Here is a 20,447-nt window from a genome sequence, read left to right as displayed (position 1 = left end):
CCGTGTTGGCTCCACTTTCTTTCTGTCGTCGGTGACGCTACTACTGCTCGCTGACAAATCGCCGAGTTTCGTCCAGGGCATTAATCGCCAGGCCATCATCGGCAAAAATGACCTCGTAGTGCAGCACCCCTGGATTGAGATCCTGCCATTTTCTCAGGGCGACCGCCTTGCGTCCTTCGGCAGTTTGCGCCGCCTTTCCATTGCCGTGGCGCTCCAGATCACGGTTGACATCGGCCTTGAAACGGTCACTCTTGATCTCCACCACCAGGTGTTTGCCGTCCTTTCGCTGGATGACGAAGTCGGGGGTGTAGCGATGCCAGCGGCCATCTTCGCCCCGGTATTCGGCAAACAGATCGGTCTTGTTCGGATCGGTCAGTCCACCGGTAAACCAGACACCAGCGATGTTGTCCGCGTTCTCGCCCAATAGCGCGAGCACGCGCTCGAGATACTCGGATTCTGGCGCGGAGTCGAAATTGTAGCCCTCGTAGTGAAAGGAGCGCTCCCGCGCTCGCTCGGCGTCGGGCAGGTTCTCGGGCAATTTGTAAAGATGCGCCCGATCCTTGGCAAAACTGATGTGCGCGGTGTAGACGGGCCTTCCCCGCACTTGGTGTGTAGCGAAACCATCCGGTTTAACCAGCGCCAACGCCACGTCGAGCTCCTCCCACTCCTGTTCGTAGTCGCTGCACTGATTCTCGATCTGTCGCGACAGGGCTTCCAGGTGGTGCTCGGGCACGCCGTTTTCGTCGCGGTAAACCGCACGCAGCGCCTGCAGTACCCGGCCGGGCTTGAGGTGGTAGTTGGCTGCCAACTGGCTGGCGGCCGTGTAGCAGTCGATCAGCGGCGGCTCGGCCGAAACTTCATCGGCATTCGAATCGACCCGAGTCATGCGGGCAGCGCCGACTTTCGGCTGCGCAATCGTCCAGGTCTGCATGGTTGCTGCCGGCTGATAGGGCAAATCAGGCAGATCCAGCGCCAGGATCTGCGCGGCATCCTGAGCAGATTCCTTTCGCCGGTATCGCGCGATCTGCTTTTTGATATACACCGGCGGCATCTGCCACTTTCGCAGGGTGATTTCCTTGTGCACACGCTCGGCCTGGTTGCCTCCCAGCTCCTGAATGGTTGTGCCGTAGGTCTCCTGAAGCTGTTTCTCCAAAACCTTTCGGTTGTCCTGGGTGAGGTAGATGCGCGCCGGCTTTTCGTTCCCCGGCACCTGGCGCAGACAGCGCGTGGCTGCCTGAAGCACAAAGTTGTTGCTGGTCTTGAGCTTGCGCACCAGCGCGGTAGCAAACAGGCTGGGGCAATTCCAGCCCTCTGTGCCCATGTTGACCAACATCATGATCCGGTAGGGCGAGTCCGGGTCGTTGCCGACTCGAAAGAAGGCGTCACGCTGCTCTTTCGATGCGTTGGCGTGGACGGGAAGGACTACTGTCGGGTCGATACCCTTCAGCGCCAGGGCCGATTCAACGACCGGGCGAGCCTTGTCCATTACATCGGTCTGGGGAAAATACAGCGCGATGCGCGCCGGCGAACCGTCGTCGGCACGAACGGACCAGTAGTGATCGACAAAGTCATGAACGATGCGGGTTAGCAGATCATCAATGTCGTCGCCGTCCAGGTCAAAAACCTGAATATTATTTGCGACTTCCTTCAGGATGCCGTCTCGGATACCCTCTCCCAGGCCGTACCATACAACCACGTCGCGCAGCGGCTGGCGCTCGAAATAGGGTGTGCCGGTTGTGTTGACGACCACCTTCAGGCTGGTCTCCCGGGCCAGGTAGTCGACCGTCCTTCGAACTTTTTTGATGCCATCCGCCTTGAATTCGCGCTCGCCGGTATCGGGATCCTTAACCCACTTTCCGAGCAGCTTCTGACCGTAGGTGTGATGGGCTTCGTCGGAAAAGATTGCCAGGTTAGGCAGCGAGGCAATCGCCTGAAGTCGAAGATTGGCAATTTCCGCGTCGTGATCTTCGGTCTCGATCGGCAGGGCTAGCTGGCTGTCTGCCGCCTTGCGGCGGTTCGATTTCTGAATACGGATCTTCTCGGTATTGGTGACTACGACGTTGTAGCGGCTACCCCAGACCACGCCGGAGAGCTCTTTGTCGCCGTCGCGCGTAAAAGTCAGCTTCAGGGCGGCGGCGAAGGGCTTGTACATGCGCTCGGGAAGGATCCGATCGAAGGGAATGTCGGCAATCTCGCGCAGTGATTCGATAATGGTCTTGCCGGGTGCGAAAACCAGCGCATTTTGGACAAATGGCCCCTCGGGATACTCTTCGGCCATGGCAAATTCGGTTGCCACGATGGTGCCAATCAGTATGGTCTTGCCAGCCCCCATGGCCAGCGCGAGGATGTAGCTGGGGTAGTCCAGCGACAGAGTCTCGCGCAGGCTTTCGAGCTTGTGGGTGCGTACGAAGGCGTTATCGGTGGCGATTCGGTCCTGCAAGGCCTCAAAGTCGAAATCTACATCCGCGAATACTTCGGGAGATATGCCCATGGCCGCCAGACGATCATTGCGACTGTTATAGAGCTGCTCGTAAAGCTGCGGAATGCTGGGGGTATCCAGCACCACCCTGAGATACCAGTAAGTTTCGAGAGCGACGAGCTGTGCCTGGCGCAGATATCGCAGTTGCGGCTCGGGCCCATCAACCCAGGCGTAACGCAGAATCTCTGCGATGGTCGGCCAGGATTCCGACGGGTATCCCGCCTTTCGCCACTGCACGATCCGTTCGGCGAGTCGTTGGTGCAGATGTTCGATGGCTTTCTCCGGCATTGGTAGTCGGCTCCCAAATAGTGACCACTGCGGCCACCCTTGCAATAACTAATCTCGAAACCCGAGAATGATAGCCGTGGATTCAATGCGATTTATGACCGGCGCATGCTTTCCGCGCCGGGACCACGCCCCGGGCCCCTCAGATTGAGACCCCAAATCTAGCACGGCCATCTAGCAGATATTCCAGCGATCATTTACGTTGTGGGACAGCCTCCTGGTCAGAGCGCCGCCCGATCGCTGCGCATGAATTGCGCAGCTTTCAGCAGGCTATCCCAGTCATCCGGCGGGTTGCCGCCGTCGAGCATCTGGCGGAACACGCGGTAGGCGTCTTCGGCACTGTCATAGGCGCGGAGCGAACTCTCGTCGTTGACCCAGGCATAGACGATGAGCCTGCTCGAGGAGTGGAAACGAAAGAAAAGCCGATACTGCTGGAGAAATTTCGCCCGGAACCAGTGCTTGTAGTCCTTGCCAAGCGTTTTTCCCTGTCGATACTCGGGCCGCGCCGGGTCGGCAGGGATGACCTCGAAGGCCAGCTTGCGGATCGCTGCGAGCCGCTTGGTGACGTTCTTTCGCTTGTAGCCCGCGGGGTCCCTGGCGCGCAAGGCTTCGGCTTTTTCAGTCAGCGCCTCGAGCTGGCTCAGGAATAACGGGGGTGCGTAGAGGATCCAGCCATTGACGACCAGCGGCGCCGAATCGCGCCGACTCATTCGTCCTCATTCGAAAGCGGTGAATCCAGATCGATTTCGACTCCCTCGACCAGGCCATCGATGCGCCGGACCAGGTTCGGGTCCATTCCACGCAGCCGCTCCGGGTGGCGGGTCATGTCATCGGCCAGAAAGTCCAGGAAGGCACCAAGCGCCGGGTCATCATTGTCCCTGGAGCGAGTCAGCACGACCTCGCCGTTGGGCCGAACCTGGTAATGCAGGCGATCGCGCTTCTCCAGCGCAAGCGCCTTGCGCACATCGGCAGGCACGGTGGTCTGGTAGCGATCGGTCAAACGGGATTCGGCTTCGATGGTGCGGCTCATGACATTGCCTGATTGACTTGATGACTCGAAAATAATGCAAATGCATTGCCAATGCAAGTGCATTGTGGGGTGCCAGCATCGCTTGCGGGCCGACCGGTCTGAATTCGCCCGCCAGTCGCGGGCCGAAACGGTATGATTACGCCATGAAACCGTCATTCCAGACCGCCGGCCGGCTCGAGGCGGTGCGCTACGAGATTCGCGGCGCGCTGGCTCGCCGCGCGCGCGAGCTCGAACAGCAGGGCAACGACATCCTGCACCTGAACATCGGCAACCCCGGCGCCTTCGGCTTTCGCACCCCCGAGACCATGCGCCGCGCGGTCATCCGCAACCTGCCCTTTTCCGAGGGTTACGGTCCGCAAGCCGGCATCTTCCCGGCACGCGAGGCGGTCGCCATGCAGTTCCAGGCGCGTGGCCTGACAGAAACGCGCTACGACCAGGTGGTCATCGGCAACGGCGTGTCCGAACTGGTCGACCTGACCCTGCGTTCGCTGCTCGAACCCGGCGACGAGGTGCTGGTCCCCGCGCCCGACTACCCGCTGTGGACGGCCGCGGTGGTGCTCAACGGCGGCAAGGCGGTGCACTACCAGTGCCGGGAATCGGAGGGCTTCCTGCCCGACGTGGCGCGCATCGAAGAGCAGATCACGCCCAGGACGCGCGCCATCGTGGTGATCAACCCCAACAACCCGACCGGCGCGGTCTACCCGGAGGAAACGCTCCGGGCGCTGGCCGAGCTGGCCACCCGCCACGACCTGATCATCTTCTCTGACGAGATCTACGACAGCATCTGCTACGAGGATGCGCGCTTCGTGCCGATGGCGCCGCTGGCGCCCGAGACCCTGTGCGTGTCCTTCGGCGGCCTGTCGAAGGTCTACCGGGCCTGCGGCTGGCGCGTGGGCTGGGCGGTCTTCACCGGCGCGCTGGAGCGTGCCGAGGATTACATGCTGGCGGTCGAAAAGCTGGCCGCGCTCAGGCTCTCGGCCAATGTGCCCGGCCAGTGGGCGGTGCAGACCGCGCTCGGCGGTTACCAGTCCATCGCCGACCTGGTCGGCCGCGACGGCCGGCTGTTCGAGTCGCGCCAGGCCGTGATCGAAGCCTGCGACAAGAGCCGCTTCCTCGAACTGGTCAAACCGATGGGCGCCATGTACGCTTTCCCCTCGGTGCGCCCCGAGGTCTTCGGCGACTTCGACGATCATCGCTTCGCCGCCGAACTGCTCGAGCACAAGCACATCCTCATCGTGCCCGGCTCGAGCTTCAACATTCCCGAACGCAATCACTTCCGGATCACGCTCCTGCCCGAGGCCGAGCAGCTCACCGAGGCCTTCCAACGCATCGAGAACCTGCTCGAGGAACTGGCCGACGAGCCGCAGCGCATCCGGGCCGTCAGGTAGCACGAGATAAAGGACACCATGGACAACCCCCTTCTGGCCGGCGGACTGCCGGCCTTTTCCGAGATTCGACCCGAGCACGCGCTGCCCGCCGTTGAGCAGCGCCTGGATGAGTACCGAGCCGTGATCGAACAGATCGAAGCGCTCGGCGATGCCGTCGACTACGCCAGCGTGGTCGAGGCGGAGACCCTCGCGGACAACGCCCTGGCCAACACCTTCTCGACCGTTTCGCATCTGCACTCGGTCGTCAACACGCCCGAGTGGCGAGAAGCCTACGAGGCCTGCCTGGCGCCGATGACGCGCTTTGACACCGAGCGCGGGCACAACCGGAAGTTGTGGGCCGCCTACAAGGCCCTGGCCGGCCGCGAGGATTTCGCCGGGCAGGATGACGCCCTGCGGGCGACCGTCGAGCATGAACTGCGCGATTTCCACCTGGCCGGCGTCGACCTGCCCCGGGCCGAACGTGAACGCTTCGGCGAGATCAGCCTGCGCCTTTCGGAGCTGGGCAACCGTTTCGGCAACCACGTGCTCGATGCCACGGAGGCCTACAGCGAAACCTTCGACGACGTCGAGCAACTCGCCGGCCTGCCCGAGGCCGAACGGGAGCTGCTCGCCGGGATGGCACGCGATGCCGGCAAGGAAGGCTGGATGGCGAACCTCAGCTTCCCGGCCTTCCGCGCCATCATTACTTATGCCGACGATCGCAAGCTGCGCGAGCGCTTCCACCGCGCCTTCGCCACCCGCGCCTCGGAAACCGGTCCCCAGGGAGGCGAGTTCGACAACGGCCCGGTCATGCGCGAGATGCTGGCACTGCGCGATGAACAGGCGAAACTGCTCGGCTTCGAACACCATGCCGCGATGCGGCTTTCCACGCGCATGGCCGACTCGGCCGACGAGGTCGAATCCTTTCTCGACGACCTGGCCGAACGCGCCCGGCCGCAGGCGGCGAGGCAACTCGAGGAACTGACCGCGTTCGCCGCCAGGCACGGTGCCGATACACCGCTCGCGCCCTGGGACATCGCCTACTACAGCGAGAAACTGCGCGAGGACGCACTCGGCATCAACGAATCGATGCTCAAGCCCTGGTTCGAGCTCGAGCGCGTCTTCGACGGCCTGTTCACCACCGCCGGCGAACTGTTCGGGCTGCGCTTCGAAGCCGACGAGACGGTCGATACCTGGCATGAGGACGTGCACTTCTTCAACGTCTTCGGCGAAGACGGCCAGCGGCTCGCCGGCCTCTACCTCGACCTCTACAGCCGGCCGCGCAAGTCCGGCGGCGCCTGGATGGACGTGTGCCGGGCGCGCATGCGCGTCGGCGGTGTCGAGCAACTACCGATCGCCTACCTGACCTGCAACTTCGCGCCACCGGCGAAGGGGCGGCCCAGCCTGCTCACGCACGACGACGTGGTAACGATCTTTCACGAATTCGGGCACTGCCTGCACCACCTGCTCACGCGCATCGACCTGCCCGGCGTGGCCGGCATCAGCGGGGTGGAGTGGGACGCGGTGGAGCTGCCCAGCCAGCTGATGGAAGGCTGGGCCTGGGAAGGCGAATCGCTCGAACGCTACGCGCGACACGTGGAAACCGGCGAACCCCTGCCGCAGAAACTGATCGACGGGCTCAGGGCCGACCAGCAGTTCCAGGGCGCCATGGCGCTGGTGCGACAGATCGAGTTCGCCCTGACCGACCTGGCGCTGCACACCCGACCGGGCGACGATCCGATTGCACTGATGCGCGAAGTCCACGACCGCGTCGCGGTCCTGCCGATGCCGGAGTACAACCGTTTCCTGATGAGCTTCAGCCACCTGTTCGACGGCGGCTACGCGGCCGGCTACTACAGCTACCTGTGGGCCGAACAGCTGGCCCGCGACGCCTTCGAGTTGTTCCGGAAGAACGGCTTGTTCGACGCCGAGACCGGGCACCGGCTGGCGCGCGAAATCCTGCAGGTCGGTTCCAGCCGCCCCATGCAGACGTCCTGGGAAGCCTTCCGCGGGCGCGATCCGGCGCTGGAGTCGCTGCTGGCCGCCTACGGCATCGCCGCGTGATTCAGCACACGCGGTTGCGGCCCGAGGATTTGGCCTCGTAGAGCTGGCGATCGGCCGCCTGGAGCAGCTCGCTGATGCTCTGCATGCCGGCCTGCCAGGTCGCCACCCCGGCAGAGAGCGTGATGATGTGTTCCTCGTCGTCGATGCGGAATCCGGCCTCTTCGACCGTGGCACGGATCGCGTCGGCCAGCCGACGGGCCTCCTCCGCTTCGGCATCGGGCAGAATCAGCGCGAACTCCTCGCCGCCGATGCGCGCCAGCGTGTCGCTGCCGCGCACGCGCTCTCGCGCGATTGCGCTGAGCTGCCGCAGCACACCGTCGCCGGCCAGGTGCCCGTAGTCGTCGTTGATTTCCTTGAAGAAATCCAGGTCCAGAATCACCAGCGCGAGCCGATAGTCCGCATCTCGCTGTGCCCGCGAGGCTTCCTTCTCGAGCACGGCCATGGCGTGGCGCCGGTTGTACAGCCCGGTGAGCGTGTCCCGAATAGTGCTCTCGTGCAGTTCGGAATGGTAGCCGGCCTCGATGTTGCCCTCGTCGACGAACTTCAGCACCGACTGGCTGATGCGCAAGTGATCCCCGTCGCGCAAGACGGCGCGATCGATCTGCTTGTCGTTGAGCCAGGTGTGATTGGTCGAACCCAGGTCCTCGACCCAGTAGCGCCCGTTCTCGCGAAAGATGCGACAGTGTCGACGCGAGATGCTGCGATCCGAAATCTGGAAATCGGCATCGACGGATCGTCCGATCACCAGCGGATCCTCACCCGGAACGATGCGCGAGCCCAGGCGCGCACCACGGATGATCACCAGGCAGGCCTCGTGGCGCTCGTCCCCGGCGCGCGTGGTGCCGAGCAACACGGTCTCCCCGTCGGTCGGCGGCTGTCTGTCGGTATCCTTGCTCAAGTTCCGTGTCTCGGTGTCCTGCGTCCTGAAGTGCGGGGATCGACGACAACCGAACCTGCCGACATCGTCGACCCGTGTTGCCATTATGCATACCCATTCGGGCCGGAGTGCTTTTACGCTGCTGTTCCTGCCGGTGTGGACCTCGTCCCACGGCCAAGTGGAGCGGCCTCGAAGATGTCCGGAGCATCGAAAGCGGCGTCAGCACCCCGTTCCAGGCTGCCTCGGTCACCGACCAACTCCAGACCTCGCCGCCCATTCTGTAACTTGCAGCGAGTCAGTCCCCCGGCGTCCAGTCCAGCGACACGAAGAAACTGCGGCCGGCACCGGGAAAGTAACGATAGTTGCCGAAGGCGAAATCCGCGCGCTCGGCGTAGCGGCGGTCGAGCAGGTTGCGAACGCGCAGCCCGGCTCGCCAGTTCTCGTTCAGCGCATATTCGCTGGACAGGTGCAGCAGGGTGTGGCCACCGTAGCGACGGGTATTGGCTGCATCGAGCCAGTACTCGCCGGTGTGCTCGAGCGCCAGCTGTCCCTCGAACCGGGAGTTCGGACGCCAGGTCAGGTCGGCACTGGCCAGGCGGCGGGGGGCCGCCGGGACGGTCCGGCCGGACAGGATGCGCTCGCCGCCGAGATCGCGGTCGAAACGGTACCAGTGAACCGCGTAGCTGCCGCGCGCGGCCGCCACGAGCGTTTCGGTAATCGGATAGCGCAGCGATAGCTCGATGCCGCGATGCCCCGACTTGCCGTCGCTGACGTTGAAGCCCTCGCCATCGCGAAAGATGTAGTCACGCTTGTACTGGTAGAAGGCGACCACCTCCCAGTCCAGCGCGCCGCTGCCGCGGATCCCGAGCTCGAGGGCATCGAGCCGCTCGGACTCGAGGTCGGCAACGTCCTGGCCGCGCTGCAGGCGGTACAGTTCGGTCGCCTGCGGCGCCCGGAATCCGCTGGCCAGGCGCGCCCAGACCTGGCTGGCACCGACCGAACGGCTGAGCGTGAGTTCGGGCGCGGCCTCGAGAAAATCATCGCTGCGGTCGGCCGGGCGATTGTAGAGGCAGCCGCCGGGATCGCAGGGCTCGCCGTCCTCGGTGAGATTACCGACGGACATGCGATTGTCGTAGTCGTAGCGCACCCAGTCGGCGTGGATGCCGGCGCGCAGCGTCCAGCCGCCGTCGAACGCAAATCGCCGGGCGAGGTAGCCGCCCAGGCGCTGGCCGTCGACCACGTAATCGTAGTGCCGTCCGGCCGGGCGAATCCCCGCCACCGGCGGCGGCCCCTGCGCCGGACCGTCCTGGATCTGGGACAGATCGCCACGGAACAACTCGGCGTCAACCCCCCAGTCCCAGGCGTCGTCCGGGCTGCTGCGATCGTATTGCAGGCCGGCCGAAACCTGGCCGTTTCGCTCCAGCGGCTGGCCCGGCAGGAAATGCTGCAGAAAGTTCATGCGCGAGCGACGGGCGAAGCCGCTGAGACGGTGCTCCGTCCCGTCTCCGTCGAGCCACTCGCGCCGCGAGATCACGCGCACCGCGCTGGCCTGTCGATACGCTTCGGGGTTGAGGTTAGCGCGCCGCAGACCGGGGTCGGCGTAAGCCCGCTCACCCAGGATGTAACCGGCCGTGTCCTGATCGAGGCGGGCGGCGCTGATGATCGTCCGCCACTGCCCGCCTGCCACCGGAACGGCGTGCTGGAACGTAGCGAGCTGGTGTTCGTAGCCCTCGTCGACCCGGAAGCTGCCCGCGTCCGTAACCGCGAAATCGACGCCGATCGCACCGGCGCCCACTTCGCCGGTCAACTCGCCGGAGACCCGGTAGTAGTCGTTGCTGCCCGCCTCGAGTCGCACGCCGTTTACCGGGTCGATCAAGGGCGATCTGGGCGTGATATCGATCACGCCGTGCAATCCGCCGGAGGCATGGCCGATACCGCCGGGACCGCGCAGCACGCTGACCGCCTCGGCCTGCGCGAGATTGACCTCGAAAAGATTGTTGACGTTGCAGAAACCCGGCGGCCGGATCGGCACGCCCGCCTCGAGGATCAGTAGTGCACCGCAGCCACCGGCGCCCGACAGGATCGGTGAGCGAACGGCGGTGAGATGTTCCTGACCGCTGCCGCGCGTGACCCAGGTACCGGGCAGGCGCGAGAACAGCTCGGAAGGATGCGTGGGGCGCACGAGCTCGATCTCGGCCTCGCCCAGCGATCCGGTCGCCTGCGCTGCCTCCGGCGCGATGTCGCGGCCGCGAACTTCCAGCTTCGGCAATTGCTCGCCCTCGGCTGCCAGGGCGGCCGCAACGAGGAACTCGATCATCATGAAGCTTCAATCTCCTTTCGGCGCCAGCGCGCCAGCAGAACGAAGGTAACGGCTCCGCCCAGGGTCAGCGTGAAGGGGAACAGGAGCACGAAGCGGCCGAGACCGGTCCCCACGGCTTCGAGCAGCTGGTAGACGCTCACGCCCACCAGGGGCGCGAGCAGGCCACGAATGCCGGTCAGGGTGACATGGATGCCCATGTAGAGCGTCGATTGATCATCACTGGCGAAGTCGTTGTGCCCCAGGTTCCAGCCCAGCTTGCCGCCGGCAAACGCAGCGCCCAGGGCGAGCGCGCCGACCCAGAACAGCGGCTCGAGGCCGAACACGGTCGCCGTCACGAACAGCAGCAGTGCGAACACGAACATCCAGGCCTGGCGGGCGCGGTAGTCGAGAATATGCGCGGCATCGAGCCGCTTTGCCCAGATCGGCGTGAAGATCGACAGGGTCACCAGCGGCAGGGCCGTGGTGATGAGCACCTGTTCGAAGCGCCCGAAACCGAACTGCTCGTTGAGCAGCACCACCAGCAGTGCGATCACCATCAGGTTGCCGCTGCCGAAGGCGAACATGGTGAGCATGTAGCGCCGGTACCAGCGATCCTTCTTGAGGATATCGACGGCGGCCCGAAGCTGGCCGCCGCGGCGAACCCGACGCTGGTTGAGCTCCTCGCTCTGTATCCGCCGGCCCTGGCGCACGCGCGTGGCCAGGTAGCGCCAGGCCGCGAACAGACCGGTCAAACCGGCGAGCGGAAAGGTCACACGCCAGACTTCCGGCCACCAGTTCATCAGCAGGCCGGTAACGGCGGCTGTCGCCGAGATGATCAGCGAATAGATGATGGTGATCCAGCCCGTGATCCGGGCCCGCACCTGGCGCGGAAAATTGGCCCGCCAGATGGCCGCGCGCAGGGTGATCACGCCGGCCCAGGCCAGGCGGGCGGCGATCATCGTCAGCGTGATCATGACCAGCCCGACCGGGCTGGTCGGCGCCAGGGCCATCAGCACGAGAAAGACGCTGGTCGTGGCCATCAGGCTCGCGACCCAGGCCGGCTTGTTGCGCCCCTCGGCCAAACCGGAAATCCACAGGCTGACGATGTTGGCGAACGCCGGCGCTCCGGCGACCAGGGCGACGGCCAGGTTGACCCAGGCCGGGCTTGCAACCGCCGCGAACTGGGTCTTGACCACGATGCCGACCAGCCCGCCCTCGAGCGCACCCAGCGCCACGGCCATGGCCGCGTTGGTCCGCACCTCGCGCGGCATCAGTTTGCGGGCGACGTACGGAAGCGCGGCGGGTTCGCGAGCGGCGGGCGGCATGGGGGTATTTTACGGTTTCCGGTTTCCGGTTTCCGGTTTCCGGTTTACGGTTTACGGGCTCCGGTTTACGGGCTCTGGACCACATGCCATCCGCCATCGTGGAAGATAGAATGATCGCATGAACTCCGATATCGACGAAGCCGCCTGGCTGGAAAGCACCCTGACGACGGATATTCCCCTGGGCGGGGCGATGGCGTTGTCCGTCAGCCGCCTCGACAGCGAGGGCGTGGAATTGACCCTGCCGCTGGCGCCGAGCATCAACGACAAGGGCACCGCCTTCGGTGGTGCGCTGGCCAGCGCCATGATCCTGGCCGGCTGGTCGCTGCCGCGCCTGATCCTGCTGCGCGCCGGCATCGACGCCGACCTGGTCATCGGGCGCTGCGACATCCGCTTCCTCGCGCCCGTCAACCGGGCTTTCCAGGCGTTCTGCCCCTGGCCCGACGAACAGGCCGTCCGCGGCTTCCTCGACCGACTCGACGAGCGCGGCCGCGCCAGCCTGGTGCTCGAGCCGCAGCTGCGCCTCGATGGAGAGGTGGCGGCGACGCTCTCGGCGAAGTATGCTGCGCTCATGCGGGACAGGAAGCCACGGACCGATGCGTAAGTCATTGCTGCTGCTCATGGCGGCCCTGTTGCTGGCGGCGTGCGCCGGGGGCAACCAGGGGCAGCGGGAACGCCAGCAGACCATGGACCAGTGGCAGTCGCTGCTGCGCTGGAGCGAATATGGCGCGCTGGCCAACCACATCCACCCCGACTGGCTTGCCGACAACCCGATCCGCGACCTCGACCTGGAGCGCCTGCGCCAGTTTCGGGTTACCGAGTACCGGGTACAGCAGGTCACCAGCGACCCGGACGGAATGGCCGTCGAGCGGCAGGTCCGGATTCGCATGTATCATGTCCACACGGCACGCGAACGGGTCATCGAACATCGCGAGGTGTGGCGCTATGACGAACAGCGCGAACGGTGGCTGCTCCATTCGGGGCTCCCCGATCCGCGCCGCCGGACCTGACGGGGACACTGTTATCGGGTCGAACTGACAACGGAGGGCGCCAGTCATGCGAACCATCGCCATCGTCAACGCCAAGGGCGGCTGCGGCAAGACCACCATTGCCACATCGCTGGCCGCGGCACTGGCCTGGGAGGGTCACGCCGTCGCGCTCGGCGACATGGATCCCCAGCAGTCGGCCTCCGACTGGCTGTCACAGCGGCCGGAAGAGTACCCCGAGATCATCCCGGCCGAGCCGCACAAGGGGCAGCTGCGGGCGCCGGCCGAAGCGGACACCCTCGTTCTCGACACACCGGCTGCGGTCGCCGGCCATGAACTGGGCAACATCGTGCGCCGTTCGCAGACCCTCCTGGTCCCGGTCCTGCCCTCCCCGGTCGACATGCGCGCGGCCTGGCGATTCCTCAATCACCTGCTCGAACTCAAACCGGTCAAGAAGGGGCAGGTCCGCGTGGGACTGATCGCCAATCGCGTCAAGCCCCACACCATCATCTTCCGCGAACTGACGGGTTTTCTGGACGATTTCCGGGTACCGGTGGTCGGAAATCTTCGCGATACCATGAACTACGTGCGCGCCTTCGAACGCGGCCTGACCGTCTCCGACCTGCCGCCCTACCTCGCCTGGCCGGACTGGGAGCAGTGGGAGGACATCATGAGCTGGATTCGGAGCAAGAAGTCGGTGGGGAAGGGTTAGACGAAGGTTTCAGGTTTCAGGGTTCAGGTTTCAGGAAGAGCGGGTTCCGGGTTCCGTCTTGCAACCACACCCCACACTCTCCCGCTCACGCAGTAGCTGCCGCGGGCACCGGAATATTGTCGATCAGCCTGGCCTTGCCCAGCCACGCGGCGCCGAACACCCGGCTGGGTTCACCCGGCTTCGGCTCGCCGAGGTCCTTGGCCGAGTGCCATTCCAGGTAGTCCGGGCTGAAGCCGGCTGACTGCAGCTGCGCCAGTGCACGCTTCTTCAAGCGCTCGAAGTCCTCGCCGGCGATCAACCCGTCCGCCGTTTCACGGAGTACGCGACTCAGCGCGGGCGCGATGGCGCGCTGGCGGTGGTCGAGATACCCGTTGCGCGAACTCATGGCCAGGCCGTCTTCCTCGCGCACGATGGGCGCCCCGACAAGCGCGACCGGCAAGGAGAAATCCTGCGCCATCTGCCGGAGAATCAACAGCTGCTGAAAGTCCTTCTCGCCGAAGACGGCAACATCCGGCTGGACCTGGCTGAACAGCCGCAGAACCACGGTCGCCACCCCGTCGAAATGGCCCGGGCGGCTGCGGCCGCAAAGTCGGTCGGAGAGGACTTCGGGCACGCGCAGCATGAACGGCTGGTCGAGCGGATACATGGTCTCGACCGGCGGCGCCCAGACCAGGTCGCAGCCGACCGACGCCAGGGCCTCCAGGTCGGCTTCAAAGGTGCGCGGATAGGCCTCGAAGTCCTCGCCGGGGCCGAACTGCGTGGGGTTGACGAAGATCGACGCCACCGTGGCATCGCAATGCTTCCAGGCTTCCTCGAACAGGCTGAGATGGCCGCGATGAAGGTTGCCCATGGTGGGCACGAACCCGATCCGGCCAGCGCCGGCGCGCAAGTCAGCGACTGATCCGCGCAAACTCGACAGCGTCTCGATGACGCGCGGCATCACTGCCAGGTGTGTTCGTCGCCCGGGAAGCGACGTTCCCGCACGGCTGCGACATAGGCGGCGATCGCCTCGCGCACGCCGCCGGTGTCGGCCAGGAAGTCATGGACAAATTTCGGCGCGCGGCCCGGGGAAAGCCCCAGCATGTCGTAACTCACCAGCACCTGCCCGTCGACGTCCCGCCCGGCGCCGATGCCGATAACGGGAATGGCCAGCGACTGCGCCACTTCCCGCGCCAGCGTTGCCGGAACGCACTCGAGAACCAGCATGCCGGCGCCGGCCTCGGCCAGCGCCCGGGCATCGGCCTTGAGGCGCTCGGCCGGACCTGTCTCGCGGCCCTGCACACGATAGCCGCCGAGCTGGTGGACGTGCTGCGGCGTCAATCCGAGGTGCGCGCAGACCGGCACACCGTTGGCCACCAGCGCCGCCACGGTCTCGGCGTGGGCGCTGCCACCCTCGATCTTGACCATCTGCGCGCCGGCCCGCATGACCGCCGAGGCCGCCTTCATGGCGCTGCCGCGATCGTGATAACTCATGAACGGGAGATCGACCAGCAGCAGGGCCCGCTCCAGCCCGCGGCGCACGGCGCGCGTGTGGTAGACCATGTCGTCGACCGTCACCGGCAGGGTGGAATCGCGGCCCTGGATGACATTGCCGAGGGAATCTCCGACCAGCACACAGTCGACACCGGCAGCGTCGACCAGGCGCGCGAAGCTGGCGTCATAGGCGGTCAGCATGGTGATCACGCGGCCCTCGGCCTTCATGGCGGCCAGGGCGGGCAGCGTCACGGCACTGGCGGCGTTCATCAACGCATCTCCCTATTGATCTGGCGAAACTCGGTAGCCCGATTCCGGGCCCGGGCGCACACCCGAGCGCTCATTATCCTCCAGCGCGCCGAGCAATGCATCCACCCGGCCCTGTCCGGGCACGACGCGCTCCGGCGCCAGCTCGGCCAGTGGAATCAGAACGAAAGCGCGCTCGTGCAGGCGTGGATGCGGCACGACCAGGTCGTCGCGCTCGATGCGCTCGTCGCCGAAAAGCAGCAGATCGAGGTCGATGACGCGCGGCCCCCAGCGGGACCCGTCACGCGTTCGGCCCAGCGCGGACTCGATCGCCAGCAGGGCGCGCAGCAGCGCGTCGGCCGAAAGCGAGGTGCGAACGCAGGCGACGGCATTGATGAACTCCGGTTGATCGGTCTCGCCCCAGGGCGCTGTACGGTAGTAGCGAGAGACGCCGACCACGCGGCTGGACTCAATCTGATCGAGCCGTTCCAGCGCCGCATCTAGGGTCGCGACCCGATCACCGAGGTTGGATCCCAGCCCGACCCAGGCTCCGGTCAAGACGCGGCCTTCTTCTTTCGCCGACGCGGGCGACGTCGCTTGCCCCGCCCCTTGCCGGGCGCGGCCTGGGCCAGCTCGCGGCGTTCTTCACCGTCGACTTCCTGGAACGTCGTCCACCAGTCGGCCAGCTCCTGCAGATCCGGGTTCTCCAGCGCGCGCAGCAACAGAAAGTCGTAGGCCGCCCGGAACCGGCGCTCGGCGGCCAGGCGCTGGGCACGCTTGCCGCGGCGGTTCTCGAATCGCGGCTGCAGGCACCAGATTTCCTTCGCCATGCTGGAGAAGCGGCGATGGATGGCCACGCGCTCGGCCTGCGCCACGATCGCTTCCTCGCCGGCGATGGCCAGCGCCTCGACCGGCGGCACTTCCTCGGAAACCAGGACCTCGGCGCGTTCTTCGACGCGGCGCCACAGGAAGGCGGCGAACAGGAACGCCGGTGTGACCGGCTTGCCCTCGGCCACGCGCTGGTCGGTATTCTTGAGCGCCTGTTCGACCAGCACGGGCGGCTGGCTCGGGTCGTCGAAGAGCCTGGGAAACAGCGGCTCCCAGAGATTGAGCCGAACCAGCGCCTGGAAGGTATCCCAGGCCCGTCCACCCATGAACAGCTTGAGAATCTCGTCGAACAGGCGGGCGGGCGGAATGTCGTGCAGCAGATCGGCCATTTCCGGAATCGGGCCGGCCGTGGGCGGATCCAGCTCCAGGTCGAGCTTGACCTTGAAGCGCACCGCGCGCAGCAGACGCACGGGGTCTTCGCGGTAGCGGGTGACCGGGTCGCCGATCAGGCGCAGGCGCCGCTTGAGCAGGTCGTCATAGCCATCGACGTAGTCGCGGATCGTCGACGTCTCCGGGTCGTACATCAGCGCGTTGATGGTGAAGTCGCGCCGCTTGGCGTCTTCTTCCTCGCTGCCCCAGACGTTGTCGCGCACCAGCCGGCCCTGGTCGACCTCACGGTGCTCGTCATCCCCGCCCTCGCCGGTTCCGCGGAAGGTGGCGACCTCGATGATCTCGCGGCCGAAACGCACGTGCGCGAGCCGGAAACGCCGCCCGATCAGTCGCGCGTTGCGAAACACTGCCGCGACCTCATCGGGCGTGGCATCGGTCGCCACGTCGAAATCCTTGGGATCGTGACCCAGGACGAGATCGCGGATGCTGCCGCCAACGATATACGCGAGGTAGCCGGCTTCCTGCAGCCGCTCCACCACCTTGCGCGCGTTGGCGCTGACGCGCTCGGGCTGAATGCCGTGGCGTGATTCGGGAATGATGCTTGCCTTCTCAGACAATGGTCGGGTATCCGTATGGGGTTTTGTTATTGATGGCGCCTGCGGTCAATGGCAGGCGGCGCAACTGGTAAAATACAGTCTATCACCTGCCCGTCGTCCCTCCAGTCGATGCCGCGAGGACGGGCATCCCATCGCCAGCAAGCCGGAAGAGCCATCATGACCTTCGTCGTTACCGAGAACTGCATCAAGTGCAAGTACACCGACTGCGTTGAAGTCTGCCCCGTCGACTGCTTTCACGAGGGCCCGAACTTCCTGGTCATCGATCCCGAAGAGTGCATCGATTGCACTTTGTGCGAACCGGAATGCCCGGTCCAGGCCATCTATCCCGAAGACGACCTGCCGTCCGATCAAGTCGAGTTCCTGAAAATCAACGAGGAACTTTCGCGCGAGTGGCCGGTGATCTCCGAAATGAAGCCCGCGCCGGACGACGCCAAGGAATGGGAAGACGTTCCGGGCAAGATCAAGCACCTGGAGCGCTGAGCGACGCCGACCTTCAGCCCAGGCGTTCACGCAGGCGCGCCAGGACGAACTCGGCGCGATCCATTTCGACGACATCGCCGTCGTCATCGAGCAGCTCCACGCGCGTGACGCCGCCCTCGGCCTCCGAAGCCACCCGTGCGACGTACTCGCCGCTGTAGTCGATGGCCTCGGGCCGGCTCCAGAAAGTGATGCGGTCGAAAAAGCCCATATCCGGCCGGATCGGCTCGTGGCTGAAGCTGAAGCGGTAGCGACGCTCGGTCTCGTCGATCTGCCGCAGCTGCATTTCACCCCGGTCGAGGGAGAATCCCAGGCGCCGCCAGACGCTGTCGGGCTGATCTTCGACCGCCAGGTAAAGGCCTTTGCGGCCAAAGCGAATCTGCGAGCGCGAGCGTTCGGCGACCGAGCTCGGCTGAACCTCCGGCGGCCGCTCCTGTTGACCCTGGGCGGCGAGCTCCGGCAGCGAATAACCGGGCACGTCGTAGGTATCGCGCGTGGCCGGCTGATCGAGTCCGGGCGGCGCCTCGATGGGCGAGATCTCCTCGCTCGAGACGTAGACCGGATCGCGCTCCCGGTTGAAGCAGCCGCCCAGGAGCAGCGTCGCGGCGAGCAGAAGAACGAAAATGGTTCGGGTTCGAGTCATACCCCTTGAATCCGGTCAGAAATGGGAAACGATACCCGCCGTCTCATGCAGCGGCGGCGTGACAAACAGCCCCGCAGTTTAGGCAACATGTTGGCTCTCGTCCAGCGACGTCATGCCAGGCGGGTGGCGATTGATCAAGATTGTCTCAGTATTCAACGGTCTATTCGGCCTCGCTATGCCGATTGGCGCCCCGGTCAGCGGACAGCGCATCGACGAAGCGCCGGAATCTCTTGCGGACCCTCAGGGCCACAAGTATCCTGATTTCGTATCGATTGTAACCCATCGGCGACCCGCGTCGGGTCGACAATGCCTCACAAATGACTGATTAAACGAATATTTTACTTTTCATGAGCCCATCGAATATCACACTGACCTCTCCACCGCTGGAAGCCACCGGCGGCACCTCCATCCAGCTCGACGACTTCGTCGGCAAACCGGTCGTGGTTTATTTCTACCCGCGCGACAATACGCCAGGCTGCACCCGGGAAGGCGAATCCTTTCGCGATCATTTCGAGCAATTCGAGCAGCTCGGCTGCCGGATTCTCGGCGTCTCGCGCGATTCGCTCAAGAGCCACGAGAAGTTCGCCGAGAAGTTCGATTTCCCCTTTCCCCTGGTCGCCGACCCCGACGAGGTCCTGTGCCGGCACTTCGACGTGATCAAGGAAAAGAACATGTACGGCAAGAAAGTGATGGGCATCGAGCGCAGCACCTTCCTGTTCGACGCCAACGGAGCGCTGGTGCGCGAGTGGCGCAAGGTGCGCGTTCCGGGGCACGTCGAGGACGTCCTCGCAGCCGTGCGCGAACTGAACTGAACCCGCTTTTACCGACTTCGGAGATCAATTGCCATGGCGGAGCGCCCGCGCCTGTACATCCTCGACACCAACGTGCTGATGCACGACCCCACGGCGCTGTTTCGCTTCGCCGAACACGACATCTTCCTGCCCATGATCGTGCTCGAGGAACTCGACCGGGCCAAGAAGGGGGTTTCCGAGGTCGCGCGCAATGTCCGGCAGGTCAGTCGCTTCATCGGGCAGATGATGGGCAGCGAGAAGTCCCTCGACGAGGGCCTGGCGCTGACCGAACCCGACGGCCTGCGACTGAACGTCGGCACCGGCCGGCTGTACTTCCAGACCGAACCGCTCGGCAGCGGCGAAGAGCTCATCGGCGACCGCGGCCTGGCCGACAACGAAATCCTGCTGGCCGCGCTCACGCTCGAGCATCGCCACGATGAGCGGCAGGTAATCCTCGTTTCCAAGGACATCAACCTGCGCATCAAGGCGGCGATTCATGGCATCACCGCCGAGGACTATCACAATGATCGCGCCCTCGACGACCTGAGCCTGCTCTATTCCGGCGTTCGCGAGCTCGACAACCGCTTCTGGGAAGAACGAGACACGCGCGACTCCTGGACCCGGGAAGGACGCACCTTCTACCGCATCGGCCGCAGCGCCGATGACGAGTGGTATCCCAACCAGTGCCTCCGGCTCGACGACGACAACGGCCTGGAAGCCATCGTTCGGCAGGTCGAGGACGGGAGCGTGGTGCTCGAGGTCGCGCGCGACTTCTGCCGCTCCCAGCAAGGCGTGTGGGGTATTCATGCCCGCAACCCCGAGCAGAATTTCGCGCTCAACCTGCTGATGGACCCCGATATCGACTTCGTCACGCTGCTCGGCACGGCCGGCACCGGCAAGACCCTGCTGGCGCTTGCGGCCGGGCTGTCCCAGACGCTCGACGACAAGACTTACCGCGAGATCATCATGACCCGCGCCACCGTCTCGGTCGGCGAGGAAATCGGCTACCTTCCCGGCACCGAGGAAGAGAAGATGACGCCCTGGATGGGCGCATTGACCGACAACCTCGAGGTCCTGACCGAAACCGACACGGGCGCCGGCGACTGGGGACGCGCGGTCACCAACGAGCTGGTTGCCTCGCGGGTCAAGATCCGCTCGCTCAACTTCATGCGCGGTCGCACCTTTCTCAACCGCTACCTGATCATCGACGAGGCGCAGAACCTCACGCCCAAGCAGATGAAGACCCTGATCACCCGCGCCGGCCCGGGCACCAAGATCGTGTGTCTGGGCAACGTCGAGCAGATCGACACGCCCTACCTGACCGAGACCACCTCCGGGCTGACCTTCGCGGTGGATCGCTTCAAACACTGGCAGCACGCCGGCCACATCACGCTCAGACGCGGCGAACGTTCGCGCCTGGCCGATTTCGCCTCCGAACAACTTTGACCGCACGGCCCGGCAGGTCAAGGGCGGCAATCGACCAATGTTGTAGCATTGGACACTGATAAAGGTCGGTTCGACGGGCCGAAAGGCCTGACCGGGTCGATCACGAGGGACCGAA

The 20,447-nt window shown here is 64.9% G+C and carries 19 protein-coding genes; 8 read left to right on the top strand and 11 right to left on the bottom strand.

Features of this window, described 5'->3' with window-relative positions; all coding sequences use genetic code 11:
- Positions 1–40 precede the first annotated feature (40 nt).
- The 3 genes from ACDC67_RS05460 to ACDC67_RS05450 form a co-directional block, all read right to left on the bottom strand.
- Positions 41–2,767: a restriction endonuclease subunit R gene (locus ACDC67_RS05460; protein WP_376691294.1), complete on the bottom strand. Its 2,727-nt coding sequence runs from the start codon at positions 2,765–2,767 to the stop codon at positions 41–43.
- A gap of 218 nt (positions 2,768–2,985) precedes the next feature.
- Positions 2,986–3,474, bottom strand: coding sequence for a type II toxin-antitoxin system YhaV family toxin (locus tag ACDC67_RS05455; protein WP_376691293.1), 489 nt, complete (start codon positions 3,472–3,474; stop codon positions 2,986–2,988).
- Positions 3,471–3,794 (bottom strand): type II toxin-antitoxin system PrlF family antitoxin, encoded by a 324-nt coding sequence (locus ACDC67_RS05450; RefSeq protein WP_376691292.1) that lies wholly within the window; start codon positions 3,792–3,794, stop codon positions 3,471–3,473. Before ACDC67_RS05450 ends, ACDC67_RS05455 begins: the two co-directional genes overlap by 4 nt.
- Positions 3,795–3,937: 143 nt before the next feature.
- Here ACDC67_RS05450 and ACDC67_RS05445 point away from each other — a divergent pair, with 143 nt between their 5' ends.
- Complete coding sequence (locus ACDC67_RS05445) at positions 3,938–5,182, top strand: aminotransferase class I/II-fold pyridoxal phosphate-dependent enzyme (RefSeq protein WP_376691291.1); 1,245 nt, start codon at positions 3,938–3,940, stop codon at positions 5,180–5,182.
- Positions 5,183–5,200: 18 nt separating this feature from the next.
- Positions 5,201–7,225 (top strand): M3 family metallopeptidase, encoded by a 2,025-nt coding sequence (locus ACDC67_RS05440; protein ID WP_376691290.1) that lies wholly within the window; start codon positions 5,201–5,203, stop codon positions 7,223–7,225.
- 1 nt (position 7,226) lies between these two features.
- Here ACDC67_RS05440 and ACDC67_RS05435 read toward each other — a convergent pair whose 3' ends face one another.
- The 3 genes from ACDC67_RS05435 to ACDC67_RS05425 form a co-directional block, all read right to left on the bottom strand.
- Positions 7,227–8,123, bottom strand: a complete 897-nt coding sequence (locus ACDC67_RS05435) for a diguanylate cyclase (protein ID WP_376691288.1) — start codon at positions 8,121–8,123, stop codon at positions 7,227–7,229.
- Positions 8,124–8,397: 274 nt separating this feature from the next.
- Entirely contained in the window at positions 8,398–10,422 is a 2,025-nt protein-coding gene (locus ACDC67_RS05430) for a TonB-dependent receptor (RefSeq protein ID WP_376691286.1), read from the bottom strand.
- Complete coding sequence (locus ACDC67_RS05425; protein WP_376691285.1) at positions 10,419–11,726, bottom strand: MFS transporter; 1,308 nt, start codon at positions 11,724–11,726, stop codon at positions 10,419–10,421. Before ACDC67_RS05425 ends, ACDC67_RS05430 begins: the two co-directional genes overlap by 4 nt.
- Positions 11,727–11,844: 118 nt before the next feature.
- On the opposite strand from ACDC67_RS05425, the gene ACDC67_RS05420 reads away from it, so the two are divergent.
- Genes ACDC67_RS05420 through ACDC67_RS05410 form a run of 3 tightly spaced genes read left to right on the top strand, consistent with a single transcriptional unit; the run spans position 11,845 to position 13,421 of the window.
- The gene (locus tag ACDC67_RS05420) at positions 11,845–12,327 is read left to right on the top strand and encodes a YiiD C-terminal domain-containing protein (protein ID WP_376691283.1); all 483 of its coding nucleotides are present in this window, start codon (positions 11,845–11,847) and stop codon (positions 12,325–12,327) included.
- Complete coding sequence (locus tag ACDC67_RS05415) at positions 12,320–12,733, top strand: hypothetical protein (protein ID WP_376691282.1); 414 nt, start codon at positions 12,320–12,322, stop codon at positions 12,731–12,733. The genes ACDC67_RS05420 and ACDC67_RS05415 overlap by 8 nt, the downstream gene beginning before the upstream one ends.
- A 46-nt stretch (positions 12,734–12,779) precedes the next feature.
- Positions 12,780–13,421, top strand: coding sequence for a nucleotide-binding protein (locus ACDC67_RS05410; RefSeq protein ID WP_376691281.1), 642 nt, complete (start codon positions 12,780–12,782; stop codon positions 13,419–13,421).
- Positions 13,422–13,506: 85 nt separating this feature from the next.
- On the opposite strand, the gene panC is transcribed toward ACDC67_RS05410, so the two are convergent.
- Genes panC through pcnB form a run of 4 tightly spaced genes read right to left on the bottom strand, consistent with a single transcriptional unit; the run spans position 13,507 to position 16,975 of the window.
- Entirely contained in the window at positions 13,507–14,361 is an 855-nt protein-coding gene (panC, locus tag ACDC67_RS05405) for a pantoate--beta-alanine ligase (protein ID WP_376691634.1), read from the bottom strand.
- On the bottom strand, positions 14,361–15,164 hold the full coding sequence (gene panB / locus ACDC67_RS05400) for a 3-methyl-2-oxobutanoate hydroxymethyltransferase (RefSeq protein ID WP_376691279.1): 804 nt from the start codon (positions 15,162–15,164) through the stop codon (positions 14,361–14,363). The genes panC and panB overlap by 1 nt, the downstream gene beginning before the upstream one ends.
- Before the next feature lie 12 nt (positions 15,165–15,176).
- Positions 15,177–15,698 carry a 2-amino-4-hydroxy-6-hydroxymethyldihydropteridine diphosphokinase gene (folK, locus tag ACDC67_RS05395; RefSeq protein ID WP_376691277.1) on the bottom strand — a complete coding sequence of 174 codons (522 nt, stop codon included), beginning with the start codon at positions 15,696–15,698 and terminating at the stop codon, positions 15,177–15,179.
- Positions 15,695–16,975 carry a polynucleotide adenylyltransferase PcnB gene (gene pcnB, locus ACDC67_RS05390; protein ID WP_376691276.1) on the bottom strand — a complete coding sequence of 427 codons (1,281 nt, stop codon included), beginning with the start codon at positions 16,973–16,975 and terminating at the stop codon, positions 15,695–15,697. The genes folK and pcnB overlap by 4 nt, the downstream gene beginning before the upstream one ends.
- Positions 16,976–17,131: 156 nt before the next feature.
- Between pcnB and fdxA the strand changes: the two genes are divergently transcribed.
- On the top strand, positions 17,132–17,455 hold the full coding sequence (gene fdxA / locus ACDC67_RS05385; RefSeq protein ID WP_376691275.1) for a ferredoxin FdxA: 324 nt from the start codon (positions 17,132–17,134) through the stop codon (positions 17,453–17,455).
- Between the two features lie 13 nt (positions 17,456–17,468).
- On the opposite strand, the gene ACDC67_RS05380 is transcribed toward fdxA, so the two are convergent.
- Positions 17,469–18,095 (bottom strand): hypothetical protein, encoded by a 627-nt coding sequence (locus ACDC67_RS05380; protein WP_376691274.1) that lies wholly within the window; start codon positions 18,093–18,095, stop codon positions 17,469–17,471.
- A 347-nt stretch (positions 18,096–18,442) separates the two neighbouring features.
- Here ACDC67_RS05380 and ACDC67_RS05375 point away from each other — a divergent pair, with 347 nt between their 5' ends.
- Positions 18,443–18,907 carry a peroxiredoxin gene (locus ACDC67_RS05375; protein ID WP_376691273.1) on the top strand — a complete coding sequence of 155 codons (465 nt, stop codon included), beginning with the start codon at positions 18,443–18,445 and terminating at the stop codon, positions 18,905–18,907.
- Positions 18,908–18,940: 33 nt separating this feature from the next.
- The gene (locus ACDC67_RS05370; protein ID WP_376691271.1) at positions 18,941–20,332 is read left to right on the top strand and encodes a PhoH family protein; all 1,392 of its coding nucleotides are present in this window, start codon (positions 18,941–18,943) and stop codon (positions 20,330–20,332) included.
- The last annotated feature ends 115 nt before the right edge of the window (positions 20,333–20,447 follow it).

Source organism: Wenzhouxiangella indolica (assembly GCF_042310355.1).
In the GTDB taxonomy this organism is placed as follows: domain Bacteria; phylum Pseudomonadota; class Gammaproteobacteria; order Xanthomonadales; family Wenzhouxiangellaceae; genus Wenzhouxiangella.
The sequence above is the reverse complement of the archived record's forward strand: the minus strand, read 5'-3'. Positions and strand labels throughout refer to the sequence as shown.